At 70.0% G+C, this 13,365-nt stretch carries 8 protein-coding genes and 1 pseudogene; 7 read left to right on the forward strand and 2 right to left on the reverse strand.

Annotated features, from left to right (window positions below; genetic code table 11):
* The 3 genes from ACT6Y9_RS03715 to recD form a co-directional block, all read left to right on the forward strand.
* On the forward strand, positions 1 to 1,090 hold a 1,090-nt coding region (locus tag ACT6Y9_RS03715; protein ID WP_443743544.1), incomplete at its 5' end, for a hypothetical protein.
* The gene (locus ACT6Y9_RS03720; RefSeq protein WP_443743545.1) at positions 1,087 to 4,611 is read left to right on the forward strand and encodes a UvrD-helicase domain-containing protein; all 3,525 of its coding nucleotides are present in this window, start codon (positions 1,087 to 1,089) and stop codon (positions 4,609 to 4,611) included. The genes ACT6Y9_RS03715 and ACT6Y9_RS03720, both read left to right, overlap by 4 nt.
* Positions 4,611 to 6,656, forward strand: coding sequence for an exodeoxyribonuclease V subunit alpha (gene recD, locus ACT6Y9_RS03725; protein WP_443743546.1), 2,046 nt, complete (start codon positions 4,611 to 4,613; stop codon positions 6,654 to 6,656). The genes ACT6Y9_RS03720 and recD overlap by 1 nt, the downstream gene beginning before the upstream one ends.
* Positions 6,657 to 6,736: 80 nt before the next feature.
* Here recD and ACT6Y9_RS03730 read toward each other — a convergent pair whose 3' ends face one another.
* Entirely contained in the window at positions 6,737 to 7,522 is a 786-nt protein-coding gene (locus ACT6Y9_RS03730) for a peptidylprolyl isomerase (RefSeq protein WP_295477488.1), read from the reverse strand.
* 115 nt (positions 7,523 to 7,637) lie between these two features.
* Entirely contained in the window at positions 7,638 to 9,878 is a 2,241-nt protein-coding gene (locus tag ACT6Y9_RS03735) for a PhoH family protein (RefSeq protein ID WP_443743547.1), read from the reverse strand.
* A gap of 238 nt (positions 9,879 to 10,116) precedes the next feature.
* Between ACT6Y9_RS03735 and ACT6Y9_RS03740 the strand changes: the two genes are divergently transcribed.
* The 4 genes and pseudogenes from ACT6Y9_RS03740 to ACT6Y9_RS03755 form a co-directional block, all read left to right on the forward strand.
* Entirely contained in the window at positions 10,117 to 10,662 is a 546-nt protein-coding gene (locus ACT6Y9_RS03740; protein WP_443743548.1) for a hypothetical protein, read from the forward strand.
* Between the two features lie 246 nt (positions 10,663 to 10,908).
* Positions 10,909 to 12,345, forward strand: a complete 1,437-nt coding sequence (gene thrC / locus ACT6Y9_RS03745; protein ID WP_443743549.1) for a threonine synthase — start codon at positions 10,909 to 10,911, stop codon at positions 12,343 to 12,345.
* The gene (gene mobB / locus ACT6Y9_RS03750; RefSeq protein WP_298745122.1) at positions 12,342 to 12,866 is read left to right on the forward strand and encodes a molybdopterin-guanine dinucleotide biosynthesis protein B; all 525 of its coding nucleotides are present in this window, start codon (positions 12,342 to 12,344) and stop codon (positions 12,864 to 12,866) included. Before thrC ends, mobB begins: the two co-directional genes overlap by 4 nt.
* A 71-nt stretch (positions 12,867 to 12,937) precedes the next feature.
* Positions 12,938 to 13,365 (forward strand): annotated as a pseudogene (locus ACT6Y9_RS03755) (molybdopterin molybdenumtransferase MoeA); the annotation flags it as partial.

Here is a 13,365-nt window from a genome sequence, read left to right on the forward strand (position 1 = left end):
CGCGCTCGCCGAGGCGCAGCGCAGGGGTTGGAGCGACGCCGAGCCGCCGCTCGCGGACCGCGGGGGCGAGGCGCCGGCCGCAGGGGACGTCGTGCCCCTCACGCTCGTCATGAGCTGGCTCAAGGACCCGGCGCGCTTTCTCTTGAAGCGCCGCGGCGTCTTCCTCGAGGGCGAGCAGGCCGACGACCGCCCGCCCTTTGTGCCTGAAGCCTCGGGGCTTCCTGCCTGGTCGCGCGGAACCGAGGCGCTCTCGGAGCTCCTCGAAGGAGGGGACGGACGCTGGGTGCTCGAGCGCTGGGCGGCCGACCCCACCGTGGGCGCCAAGGGCGTGCGCGAATGGGCGGTCGCGGGCGACGTGGAGAAGGCCGAAGCGATCGCGGGGCTCGTGAAGGACGCGACGCAGGGCCTCGTGCGCGAAGATCCCGTGATCCTCACGGCCGCCCCGACGGGCGTCGATTGGAGCCTTACGGTGCGCGAAGCGAACCTCTGGCGGGATCCCGCCACAGGCTTGCGGCGCTTCGTCTTCGCGGGCGTCTCGAAGATCGGCAAGGAGGCGCTCTCGACCATCGTGGTACAGGCGCTCTTTGAGTACGCGCTCGTCGCCGCCGCCGGCATTGAGGCCGAGGGCGTCCTCATCTGTCCCTTCAAGCCCGCAAAGCGGGGCTCCAAGGAGGGGCCCAACAGGCTCGATCTTCCCGCCTTCACGCCCGGGGAGGGCCGGCGGATTCTCGGCGTTCTCGCGCGGAGCTTCGCCGCGTCGCTCACGGACGCTCCGGCGCTCGCGAAGGCCCCCTATGCGGCACAACGCGGCGCGCCCGGAGCGGCCGTCAATCATGCGAACCTGATGCTCTTCCGCGGGCTCGACCTCAAGGGCGCCCTCGAGAAGCTCAACGACGCGGCGCAGATCCTCACCGCGCTCCTGCGGGCGCGGGAGCGCGCGGGCGAGGCGGCCGCGGCGCTCTTCAAACCCAAGGGAAGAAAAAAGACCGGCGCCGCGGCGGATCCCGCGGCGGTGGCGAACGCGGCCGCCGACGCGGAGGCGGAGGAGAAGAAGCGTCTGATCGAGGAATGGGAGGCCTGGTGGAAATGACGACGGAAATGATCAGGGCGGACGGCGCGCTGCAGACGGGCGGGGGAACTCAGAAGAAGCCCGACTTCGACGTCGTGACGGCGCCCCTGCTGCGCCCGACGCTGCTTGAGGCTTCGGCGGGCACGGGAAAGACCTTCTCGATCAAGCACCTCGTGCTGCGGCTCGTGGTTGAGGAGCGCATTCCGGTGAGCCGGCTCCTCGTGATGACCTTCACGCGGACGGCGACCGCGGAGCTCAAGAGCCGCATCGAGGCGCACCTCACGGAGGCCCTGGCGCTCCTGGAGGCGGGCGGCCTCGAGGCGCCGCAGGTCCGGACGGCCGAAGCCAAGATCGTCGAGCAGATCGGACATTGGCGCGGCTCGGGGATTGACGACGCGACGGCGGCGGCGCGCATCCGCGAGTCGCTCGCGCAGTACGACAACGCGGCCGTGAGCACGATCCATGGCTTCTGCCAGAAGGTGCTCGAGGAGAACGCCTTCTCCTCGGGCGGGGCGCTCGGGTTCGACGTCCTCGCCTCGGACGAGGCGTACCGCGAGGATGCGGTGCGCGACTATCTGCGCCGCGAGATCGACCGGCTGCCCGACGACGCGGCGCGCCGGGAGTTGGTCGAAGGCGAGGACTGGCTCAAAAAATTGGAGAAGCTCACCGAGCTGCCCCCCGCGCTCGAACCGCGCGCCTGGGGGGAGGCGCCCGAAGGGGACGTGGGCGCGGCGCTCGGGCGCTTCCTCACGGACGCCCCCGGGGAGTTGAGGCGCCTGAAGCGCGACGCACGCGTGAAGACCTTCAACGACCTCCTGAAGGACCTCTACGAAGCGCTCATGCCCGAGGACGACGGCACGCCCGAAGGGAGGCGTCGCCTCGAGCGCGCCGAGCGCTTGGTCGAGCGCATCCGCAGCGCCTACCGGGGCGTGCTCGTGGACGAATTTCAGGACACCGATCCGCTGCAGTACGCCGTGATCGACCGGCTCTTCCTCTCGGTCTTCGAGCGCCCGGCTGACGACCCGGTGCGCGCGGGCCGCGCGATCTGGTTCGTCGGCGACCCGAAGCAGGCGATCTACGGCTTCCGCGGCGCGGACCTCAACACCTATCTCCTCGCACGCCGCCGCATCGAGGCGCTCGGCGCCCGGGAGCGGCTCGGCACCAACTACCGCTCCTCGGCGAAGCTCCTCGCCGGGCTTGAAGCCTTCTTCACGCAGGCCGGAGAAAAGAGGAGCGCCTTCCTGCGCTCCGACCTCGTCTTCGAGCCGGTCAAGGCGAGCAAAAAGCGCGTCGGCCTGTGGCTGCGCGACGAGAGCGCCCCGGGCGGCTGGCGCGAGTCCGAAGCCTGCGAGCTCTGGACCTACCTCGAGGACGTGGACCCGAAGGCGGAAGAGACGAAGAGCGCCGTCAACGAGGTCATGGCCTGGCGCATCGCGCGGCTTCTCGACGCGGGCCGCAGGGGACTCGCGGTGGTCGAGGCGGAGGGGGACGACGAGAGGGCGCACACGATCCCGATCAACGGCGTCGAAGTGCGCATGCGCGGCCTTGAGGCGCGCGACGTTGCGGTCCTCGTGCGCGCGAACGCCGACGCGAAGGAGATCGCCCGCGCGCTCGCGCTCCGCGGCGTGCGCAGCCGCTACGAATCGCAGGACGAGGTGACCGCGTCCGAAGAGGCGCAGGAAGTCCTTCTCATCCTGCGCGCCTTCGCGGCGCCGGGCGACCTGAAGGCGCTCCTCGCCGCGCAGGCGACGCGCTTCGTGGGCGACCCCTTCAGCCTCACCTCGAACGAAGAGGCCGAGGAGAAGCGCCGCATCGAGCTCAGAGAGGTGATCGAATCGGGCGCGCGCCGCTGGGCTACGGCCGGTCCCGCACCGGCCTTGCGGCGCCTGATGGACTTCTGCCGCACGACCGAGCGCCTGCTTCCCGTCGCCGGGGGCGAGCGGGTGCTCGCCAACTACGCGCACCTGATCGAACTCCTTCACGGCGCGGCACGCTCGATTCCGACGCCCTCGGGCCTCGCGGCGTGGCTCGCCGAAGCGGGCCGCACGAAGGACGCGCGGGGCGATGAGAGCGACCGCAAGGTGCGCCTGGAGAACGACGACAACCTCGTCACCCTGCAGACGATCCACAAGAGCAAGGGCCTGCAGTATCCGGTGATCTTCCTGCCCCACGGGCAGCGCAATGCGGTGCTGCCCCAGAAGGAAGTCGTGCACAAGGGGCGCGACGACGCCGGCCGGCCGACCCTCGTCCTCACCCACCGGAAGACCGATGCGCTCCCCGTCGAGTGCGCCGAGGCCTACGAGGAGGCCGTGCGGCTCTGCTACGTCGCGATGACGCGTGCGGCGGCGCACCTCGTGCTCGTCCTCGCCACGCCCACGAAGCCCGACAAGGGCGACGGGAAGCCGCGCGAGTGGAACGCGCAGTCCAAGGCGACCCGGAGCGGCTACTACTGCGCGCTCATGGGCGGCGTTGAATTCGGCAAGGACCAGGTCGATCAGGCGACGGCGGCGCTCGAGGCCGTGGGCAGGCGCGGGTGCGGACCCGACGAGCTCCCGGGCAGATGGGCGCGCCGAGACCTCAACGAACTCCTCGCCGAAGCCCGGGAGGACGCCCTGCGGCTCCAGCCCGAGGCGGCCGCCGAGGCGTCCGTGCAGCCCGCACGGGCGCGTCGCGCGGCTTGGCGCACGTCGAGCTTCACCGGCATTTCGCGCATGACCGAGGACGACGCACCGGGGTTCTCCGCCTGGTACGGCGAAGCCGCGCGCCCGACTGCGGGCTCGGACATCCTCGACTTCCCGAAGGGCGCGCAGGCGGGCACGTGTCTGCATGAGATGCTCGAGCTCGCGGATTTCGAGGGCATGGCGCGGGGGGACGAAGCGGGTCGCGCCGCAGCTCTCGAGCTCTGCCGGCGCGAAGTGGAGCGCCACCTTTCGATCACGGACGAAGCGGCGCGCGAACGCGCGGCCGAGGGCGCCGCGCAGATGATCCGCGACGTACTGAACGCCGAGATCGCGCCGGGCGTCTTCCTGCGCGAGGTCACGAAGCGCGCCCGCACCGCGGAGCTTGAATTCCTCATTCCGATCCCCGCGGGCCTCACGGCGAAGCGCCTCGCCGCCGAGCTCCGTGGCCTCGACCCGAAGTACGACTTCGGGGAGCTGCGCGAGGAGTCCCTGAAGGGGTTCCTCACGGGCTTCATCGACCTCGCCTTCATGAAGGACGGGCGTTTCTGGGTGCTCGACTGGAAGAGCAACAAGATATCGCCCGAGGCCGAGGGGTACACGGCGCAGGCGATGGACGAGGAGATGCGTCGGCACCTCTACCGGCTGCAGTACCTCATCTACCTCGTGGCCCTGAGGCGCTTCCTGCGCGCGCGGCTCGGCGCCGCCTGGCGCGACGACATGTTGGCGGGCGCCCTCTACGTCTTTCTGCGCGGCGTGCGCGCCGGGGTCACGACCCCCGAGAACCCGCAGGGCGTCGTCTGCGACGTCGTGCGGCCTGAAGTGATCCGCCGCCTCGACGATCTCTTTTCCGGAGCCTGCTGATGTCTGAAACGAACTTCACCGCCGCCCCGAAGGGGGGACTCTTGGGACTCGGCGCCGCGCTCCTGCGCGCGGCCGCCCGCTACGCCGAAGGATCGGGGCTCACGCTCCCCGAATCCGTCGCGCCGACGATGGAGGCGCTGATGGGCGCCTTCGCGCGCGCCGAAGAGCGCGGCAGCGTCTGCATCCGGGCGGAGGGCGCCGCGCAGCGGCTCGGCTCCGCCGCAGACGTCGCCGATCCGGCGCGGGCGGGGGCCTCGGGGCTCGCGCGGCTCCAAAAGGGCCTCGCCGACCTGGTCGCCGTCGGGCTCGCGCAGAACCTCGCCGACTTTCTCGACGCCGCGCGGGCCGAGGCCCGGCAGCCCGGCACCGGACGGTTTGCGCCGATCGTCGTCGACGAAGCCGGGGACTTCGCGGAGTCGCGCATCTACTTCGCGCGCTTTGCCTTTGAAGAGGTGATGCTCGCGCAGGCGCTCCTCGGGCTCGCGGGCGACGCGACCGAGCCCATCCCCGAGGAAATGCGCCGCAAGATCGATGCGACGGCGGTTTTGGCGGGCGCCGACGCGCTGCAGCGCCGCGCGGTCGAGCTCGCCCTCGAGCGGCGCTTCGTCGTGGTCTCGGGCGGCCCCGGCACGGGGAAGACCACCACGGTCGCGCAGATCCTCGAATGCCTTCTCGCGCAGAACCCGGACCTCAGGATCGCGCTCGCCGCGCCCACCGGCAAGGCCGCGGGTCGCATGGACCAGTCGATCCGGCAGAGCGTCGGGCGCGGGTTCGCGCCGGTGCTCGCCGCCGCGCTCGCCGTCGACGCCCTGCGCCCCGAGGGCGAACGACGCATCCGCGCGCGCACGATCCACAAGTGGCTTCTGACGCCCACCGCCGCGGGCGCCTTCCCGGGGCCCGGGAATCCCATCCCGGCGGACGTCCTCGTCGTGGACGAGGCGTCGATGGTGGATATCCACTGGGCCGCCCGGCTCTTCGCCGCCGTGAGCGAAGGGGCCCGCGTGGTGGTCCTCGGCGACAAGCACCAGCTCGCCGCCGTGGGGCCGGGCGCCGTCTTCGCGGACATCTCCGACGCCGACGGGGCGCTCGCCGCGTGCGCGGTGGAGCTCAAGACGAGCCACCGCTTCCGCGCGGGCGGCGTGATCGCGCGGCTCGCCGACGCGGTGAACCACCAGGGCGATGCGGCGGATCTTCCAGAGTCGGAGGTCTTCGCGCGGGTGCTCGCTGCGCTGAACGACCTTCCCGCCGCGCCCACGTCCGAAGATCCGCATCCCGCGAGCGCGAAGCTGCACGACGACGACGCCGAAGAGGCGGCGCTCGACGAAGACGAGCGGCGGGCGCAGAAGGAGGCCTTCAACCGCACGGGACTCACCCGGGGGGTGAGGCGCTGGCTCGCGCGCGAACTCGACGGGTACGCCGCCCAGCTTGAGCGCTACCGCCTCGCCTGGCAGGCGGGCGCGGACGACGCGGCGCTCCACGAATGCGCCCGCGGACTCTGGGGAGCGCTCTCGCAGTTCCGCGTGCTCGCCGCACAGCGCCGCGGCGCAATGAGCGTCGCGGCCGTGAACGACGCCGCCGGGGCCGAGATGCGCGCGCGCTGGCCGATTGAATCCGTGGCGGGCGGCGAGAACTACCCCGGACGCGTCGTGATCGTACGGCGCAACGACGACGGACTCTCCGTCTACAACGGCGACGTCGGGATCGTGCTTCCGGCGGCGCAGACGGGGGACGGCGCCGTGGTCTACCGCGTCTACTTCGGGGACGCCGACCGGATGCTCCCGGCGGCGCTTCTGCCCGCGCACGACACGGCCTGGGCGATCACGATCCACCAGTCGCAGGGCTCGGAGTTCGAGCGCGTCGCGGTGCTGCTGCCGCGCCGGCCCGGGAGCGGACTCGCCACGCGCGAGCTCCTCTACACGGGCATCACCCGCACGAAGGCGGAGGTGGACATCTTCGGCCGCCGCGACGTGCTCGCCGAAACCGTGCGCCGGCCGACGGTGCGCGAAGGGGGCTTGGCCGCCCGCCTGCGGCTCGGGCGCTTCTGAGGGGCGGAGAAAAGCCCCGCCGCTCTCCCCTTTCGGGGAGGCGCGCGGGGCGCAAAACAATGCGGACGGACGCGCCCGGACTACTTCACCGCGGCCTTCTTCACGAGCTCAGCGAAGTGGCGCTTGGCGTTCCGTTCGGAGAGCTGGGCGCGCAGACCTTCCTTCTGTGACTCATAGGTCGGGAAGTCCTTCGCGGCGCGCTTCTCGTCGAGCTTCACCACGTGGTAGCCGTACTGGTTGAGGATCGGCGCCTGGGCGACGGCGCCCGGGGTGAGCACGCGGAAGGCGTTGCCGAAGGTCTGGTCGACGTTCGCGGGCACGAGCCAGCCGACGAGGCCGCCCTTGTCGCGCGACTGCGGGTCGATCGAGACCTCCTTCGCGACCGCGTCGAACTTCTCGCCCTTGTTGAGGCGCGCGATCACCTTCATCGCTTCGGCTTCGGTCTTCACGAGAATGTGGCGAACCTTGTACTCGACGTCGCCGTAGGCGCGCTTGGCGTTGTCGTAGGCCGCGCGGACCTCCTTGTCGGAGGCGGGGTTCTTCCGGGCGTAGTCGGAGACGAGGAGCTGGACCTTCAGCTGATTGCCGTAGCGCTCCATGGCGTCGCGGTAGTCCTTCGAGCGGTCGATCTTCGCCTTGGCGGCCTCCTGCAGGAGCACGCGCTCCTCGACCACCGCGCTGCGGACCTGCTGCTCGAGGGCGGCGCCCGCTTTGGCGCCGCGCTTGACGGCGTTGTCGTAGACCTGCTGCTGCTGCGCGGCGGAGATCTTCTCGCCGTTGACGGTGATGTTCTTGAACTCGGCCTGGGCCGAGGCGGCGAGCCCGAGCATGAGCACGGCGCCGGCGATGAGGGACTGCTTGAACATTTCTGCCTTTCGACCTTCTTTTTGAACGGGTCCCTCCGGGGCGCCTCTGCGCGACCCGGAGCGGAGCCTTCGATGATGAGCGTTGTGGGAAATCCAGTCTGCCGCGCGGGCGTTCTCAGAGCGCCTCCGCGGCGAATTCGGCGAGCCGCGAGCGTTCGCCCCGGGTGAGCGTGATCGTCGCGGCGTGGGCCCACCCCTGGAAGCGCTCGACCACGTAGGTGAGGCCCGAGCTCCCTTCGGTGAGGTAGGGCGTGTCGATCTGCGCGATGTTGCCGAGGCAGACGATCTTCGTGCCCGGACCCGCGCGGGTGATGAGCGTCTTCATCTGCTTCGGAGACAGGTTCTGCGCCTCGTCGATGATCACGAACTTCTGCAGGAACGTGCGCCCGCGCATGAAGCTCATCGACTTCACGCGGATGCGGTTCTTGATGAGGTCCATCGTCGCCTGACGGCCCCATTCGCCGCCCGTGTCCGAGGCGTGGAGCACCTCGAGGTTGTCTTCGAGGGCGCCCATCCACGGAGCCATCTTCTCCTCTTCGGTGCCCGGGAGGAAGCCGATGTCCTCGCCCACGCTCACGGTGGCGCGGGTCATGATGATCTCGCTGAAGCGCCGCTCGTCGATCGTCTGCGTGAGCGCCGCGGCGAGCGTCATCAGGGTCTTGCCGGTGCCCGCCTGACCGAGGATCGTCACGAAGTCGATCTCCGGATCCATCAGGAGGTTGAGGGCCATGTTCTGCTCGCGGTTGCGCGCGTTGATGCCCCAGACCTTGACGCGGCTCTTCGCGCGGTAGTCCTTCATGAGGCGCACGGTGATCGTATGGCCGCGCACCTGGGTGACGAGCGCCATGAAGTTCTCGTCGCCGTCGACCGAGATGCATTCGTTGACGATGAAGCGCGCGGGGTCGTCGGCCTCAAATTCGTAGAAGGTGGTGCCGTGGTCCTGCCAGGAGCGCAGCGTCTTCGCGACCGAGTCCCAGAATCCGGGTTCGAGCGTGAGCTTGCCCGAATAGAGCATGTCGGTGTCGTCCAACACCTTGTCGTTGAAGTAGTCCTCCGCGGGGATCCCGAGCGTCGTCGCCTTGATGCGCATGTTGATGTCCTTGGAGACAAGGACGACGGCGTACTGGGGGAAGGCCTTATGCAGGCCGTGGACGGTCGCGAGGATGCTGTTGTCGCCGCGGAAGGTCGGAAGCGCCGCGGGGAGCTCTACGCCCATCGGGCGGGTCTCGAACCACAGACGCCCGGTCGCCTCGGTGTTGCCGAGGAGGCTGAGCGGCACGCCCTGGCGCAGCTGCCCGTCGTTCGCCTCAATGAGGGCGTCGAGCGTGCGGCTCACCGAACGGGCGTTGCGCGCGACGTCCGTGAGGCCCTTCTTGTGGTTGTCGAGCTCCTCGAGCGTCGTCATCGGCAGGAAGATGTCGTGCTCGGCGAAGCGGAAGATCGAGAGCGGATCGTGCATGAGGACGTTGGTGTCGAGCACGAAGAGCTTCTTCTTGTCGTCGGGCGTGGCCGCGCGCCCCCTGCGGCCGGCGTTCTGCGCATAGACGCGGCGCGGGAGACGGGAGTCGGGCTCCGCCTTGCGCTCCTCCTGGGCGGGCGCCTTCGCGGCGGGCTTGTGCGCCTGCGCTGCGGCGGCCTGCGCCTCGGCGGGCTGAACGGACTGCACGGGCTTCTCAGCTGCCTTCGAGGCCTTCACGGGTTTCGCCGTCTTCGGCGCGCCGGCCTTCACGACCGGCTTCTGGGCAGGCTGTTCGGCTGCCTTTTGGGGAGTCTTCGCGAGAGCCTTCTCGTGCGTCTTTTCAGACGCCGGCGCAGCGGCCTTGCCGGCGAGCTCGACGGGCTCGACCGTCTTCGGCGTAGCCTTGGCGGCGGCCCTGCGGGTGCGCTTCGGCTGGGCGGCGGGTTCGGGCGCGGGAACGGGCGCCTCGGCTACGGGTGCGGCCTGCGCCGCGGGCTCTTCGGCCGCGGGGGGCGGCGCGAAGAGCGCGGCCGCCTTCTTCGGCGCCTTCACGCGCTCGAGCAGAGCGGGCGCTTCCTCGACGGTCGGGACGGGGGCGGCGGAGGTCTTCTTCGTTGTGCGGCGCTTCGCGGGGGCCTTTTCGGGGACTTTTGCGGGAGCCTTTGCAGGCGTCGCTTCCGCGGCCTTGCGCGGCCTCTTTTCGGGCGCTGCAGCGGACTTCTTCGCGGCGGTCTCGGCGGGCGTCTTCTCCGCTGCCGGGGCGGCTACCTTCGCCGCGGCGAAGGTAGCCATGACGTTTCGCGCCTCGGGGAGCGTGCGTTCGGTTTCGGGCTTGGCCGGCGCGCCGTAGTCCTCAAGGATGTCGGCGGGTTTGGCGGGTGCTTTGGGCAGCGGCATAGACGAAGTTCTGTGCGAAGAGGATGGGTGAGGGCTCCTCCTCCGGGAGGAGCTCCGGTCAGTTCAGTCATTCTAGAGGCACGGGGCGCAGGATGAAGAAGGGGCGGCAGCCCTCTCCCGGGCGCCGCCCCTTTGATAATCCGGCCGCCCGGGCGCGCCTTCAGCGGGTTCCCGGGGCTCGTCGCTCTTCCTGCGCACGCTCCACGGCTACGAGGCGAAGTACGCCGCGATCCTGTGCGTGCTCGCCTTCGTGCACCGGCAGGCGAACTCGCTCTCGCAGCACCGCGTGACGCCCGTCGAGGTGGGCGTGCGCATCCACAAATGTTCGCCCAAGGACCGCGAGCGGCTTGAGAACTACTTCGGCTACCCGGTCGACACCGAGGGCGCGCGCGGTTGGTTCATCCGCTACGCCTACGACGACGTGATGGAGCCCTACGCCGCGCAGAACGCGATGCTGCGCGAGGCGAACGAGCAGATCCTCAACCGCGTGCGGCAGTACTCCTTCACCGTGCGCGTCGAGGAGGAGATCGAGGAGCTCCTGAAGTCGGGCGAAGGCGTGCGCATTCAGGATGTCGCCGCACGCCTCAACATGTCCTCGCGCACACCGAGCGCTCGATCACCGAGATCGCCTACACGATCGGGTTCTCCGACCCGAGCAACTTCTCGCGCACGTGCGCGCGCTGGTTCGGGTGCTCGCCCGCCGCATACCGCCGCCGCATCCGACAGCTGCCGACCTGAGGCGCGCACTCTCTTCCGGCCTAGTGCGTCGGAAGGGGCGGGATAACACCGGGGGACGGCGGGGTGAATAATCCTGTTTCCGTCCCCCGATTTCGTCGGGCTTCTGGGTTAGGATAAATCTACTGCGCCCGTCCCTGTGGGCGCGGACGACGACAACGATCGCCCGCGAGGGCGGCGCGCCGGACTTCCGACGGGATCCCGGCGGCGCCGCAGGGCCGCCGCCGCTCCCCTTCGGGCGGCGGACCCCAAAAAGGCGCGGGCGCGCACGAACACCAGAAACGGAGATCTTTCTATGCTCTACATCTCGACGCGCGGCGCCGCGGAAGGCAAGACCTTCGCAGACATCGCCTTCGAGGGGTTCGCAAGCGACTGCGGCCTCTACGTCCCGGAAAGCTTCCCGAAGTTCACGGCCGAGGACATCGCGCTCCTGCGCGGCCGCGACTTCCCGAGCATCGCCTGGGAGGTGATGCGGCGCTTCTGGACGCAGATCCCCGAGGCGGACCTCTGGGCGCTCTGCCGCGACGCCTGGCAGCCGCAGAACTTCCCGAACGGGCGCGACCCCTTCAAGGCGCACGACGTCGCGCCGATCAAGTGGCTCAAGGACCAGGTGGGGATCTTTGAGCTCTCCAACGGCCCGACCCTCGCCTTCGACGACTTCAGCCTGCAGTTTCTGAAGCGCCTCCACGCGCGCCACCTCGGCACGGAGGCGAAGAACCTCACGCTCGTGGGCGCCACGACGGGCGACATGGGCGCCGCCGCCGAATACGCCTTCGGCGAGCGCAAGGACACGCGCGTCGTGATGCTCTCGCCCAAGGACCGCATGTCGAAGTTCCAGTCCGCGCAGCTCTACTCCGACCTCGACGAGAACGTGCTCAACCTCGAGGTGGAGGGAACGTTCGACGACTGTCAGGAGCTCGTCTACGGCATTCTCGAGGACGACGACTTCCGCACCTCCAACGGGCTGGGCGCGGTCAACTCCTACCTCTGGGCGAGAATCGCCGTGCAGGTCGCGTGCTACTTCTACGCCTACATCCAGGCGACGGGCTCGCAGAGCGAGCCGGTGGTCTTCTGCGTGCCGTGCGGCAACTTCGGCAACGCCTACGCGGGCGTCGTCGCCCGCAAGATGGGGCTTCCGATTCTGCGGGTCCTCGTCGCGACGAACGAAAACGACGCGATGGACCGCTTCCTGCGCACGGGCGTCTACGCCCCGCGCCGGGCGAGCGAGACGGTCGCGACCTCCTCGCCCGCGATGGACATCTCGCGCGCGGCGAGCTTCGAGCGCTTCCTCTTCGAGGTCCTCGACCGCAACGGCGCGCGCATCCGCGAACTGATGGCCGAACTCGAGACGAAGGGGGCGTTCGCGCTCACGAACGAGGAGTACATGAAGGTGCGTCGTTCGGGCATTGCGGGCGGCACTTCCAACCACGCCAACCGCCTCGAGATCATCGAGTCGCTCAACATCGAGTACGCGACCACGATCGACCCGCACACGGCCGACTGCCTCTACACGGGCGTGTACCTCCACCCCGTCGGCGTGAAGACGATCTGCTTTGAGACCGTGCAGGCCGTGAAGTTCCCGAAGATGACGATGCAGGCGACGGGCCACACGGTGGAGCTCCCGCCCGCCTATGCGGACGTCTTCGAGCGCGAGCAGAGGAAGACCACGGTGCCCGTCGACGTGGAGAAGATCCGCGCGCTCGTCGCCGACTTCGCGAAGAAGCCGTGGTGAGGGCGGCTCGTCCCTTCGTCGTCGGCTTCGTCGGCCGCTCGGGCTCGGGGAAGACGACGCTCGCCGAAGCGGTCCTCAGGCGCCTCGTCGCCCGGGGGTACGTGGTGGCCGCCCTGAAGGACGCCCACCACGGCGTGGACCTCGACCGGCAGGGCAAGGACACCTGGCGCTACCGGGAGGCGGGAGCCTCCCGCGTCGTGCTGCGCACCGCCGAGCGCTGGGCCGTGCTCGTCGAGACCCCGCGGGAACCCGCTTCCGTAGAGGCGCTCATCGCCGAAACGGGGGAGGTGGACATCGTTCTCGTGGAGGGTTTCAAGCACGAGGGTTCCTTCCCTAGAATTGAGGTTCGCCGAAGGGCGGCGGCCGCCGAGCCGCCGCTCGCGCTCGAAGGTGCGCGGCCCGCGGCGGTCGCGACCGACTTCGAGGAACCAGGGTTTGAGGGCGTGCCGCGCCTCGACGTCAACGACCCCGATGCGGTCGCGGACTTCATCGAGACGCTCCTCGGCGCCGCACGCGCCTGAGGCGCGCGCGCGCCGCTCCCCCGGGAAGCGCTCCGGCGACCCCATTTTCCCGTTCGAGAAGGACTTTGCTGATGATCACCTACGCCGAGGCCCTTGAGCTCCTCATGAAGGAGGCCGAGCCCATTGACGAGTCGGAGACGATTCCGCTCATGTACTCCACCGGCCGCGTGCTCGCCGAAGACGTGGTGAGCATGATCGACGTGCCGGGCTGGGACAACTCGCAGATGGACGGCTACGCGCTCACCGCGGCGGACCTCGCCCAGGCCTCAGAGGCCGCTCCGGTGCGGCTCCCTGTCGTCGAGCGCATCGCCGCGGGCAAGGTGGGCGCCGAGCTCGGGCGCGACGGGTGCGCCCGCATCTTCACGGGCGCGCCGATGCCTGCGGGCGCCGACACCGTGGTGCCGCAGGAGGAGGTCGAGCGCGACGGAGACTGCGCGGTCTTCCGCGCCGCGCCCAAAACCGGCGCCTGGGTGCGCCGGCGCGGTTCGGACGTCTCCGC

It is taken from the genome of Sutterella sp. (genome assembly GCF_052272535.1).
GTDB lineage: Bacteria > Pseudomonadota > Gammaproteobacteria > Burkholderiales > Burkholderiaceae_F > Sutterella.

Excerpts from the sequence above, each read along its gene's own strand:
- ACT6Y9_RS03720 (WP_443743545.1), top strand. The coding sequence starts at position 1,087 with ATGACGACGGAAATGATCAGGGCGGACGGCGCGCTGCAGACGGGCGGG.
- recD (WP_443743546.1), top strand. The coding sequence starts at position 4,611 with ATGTCTGAAACGAACTTCACCGCCGCCCCGAAGGGGGGACTCTTGGGA.
- ACT6Y9_RS03730 (WP_295477488.1), bottom strand. The coding sequence starts at position 7,522 with ATGTTCAAGCAGTCCCTCATCGCCGGCGCCGTGCTCATGCTCGGGCTC.
- ACT6Y9_RS03735 (WP_443743547.1), bottom strand. The coding sequence starts at position 9,878 with ATGCCGCTGCCCAAAGCACCCGCCAAACCCGCCGACATCCTTGAGGAC.
- thrC (WP_443743549.1), top strand. The coding sequence starts at position 10,909 with ATGCTCTACATCTCGACGCGCGGCGCCGCGGAAGGCAAGACCTTCGCA.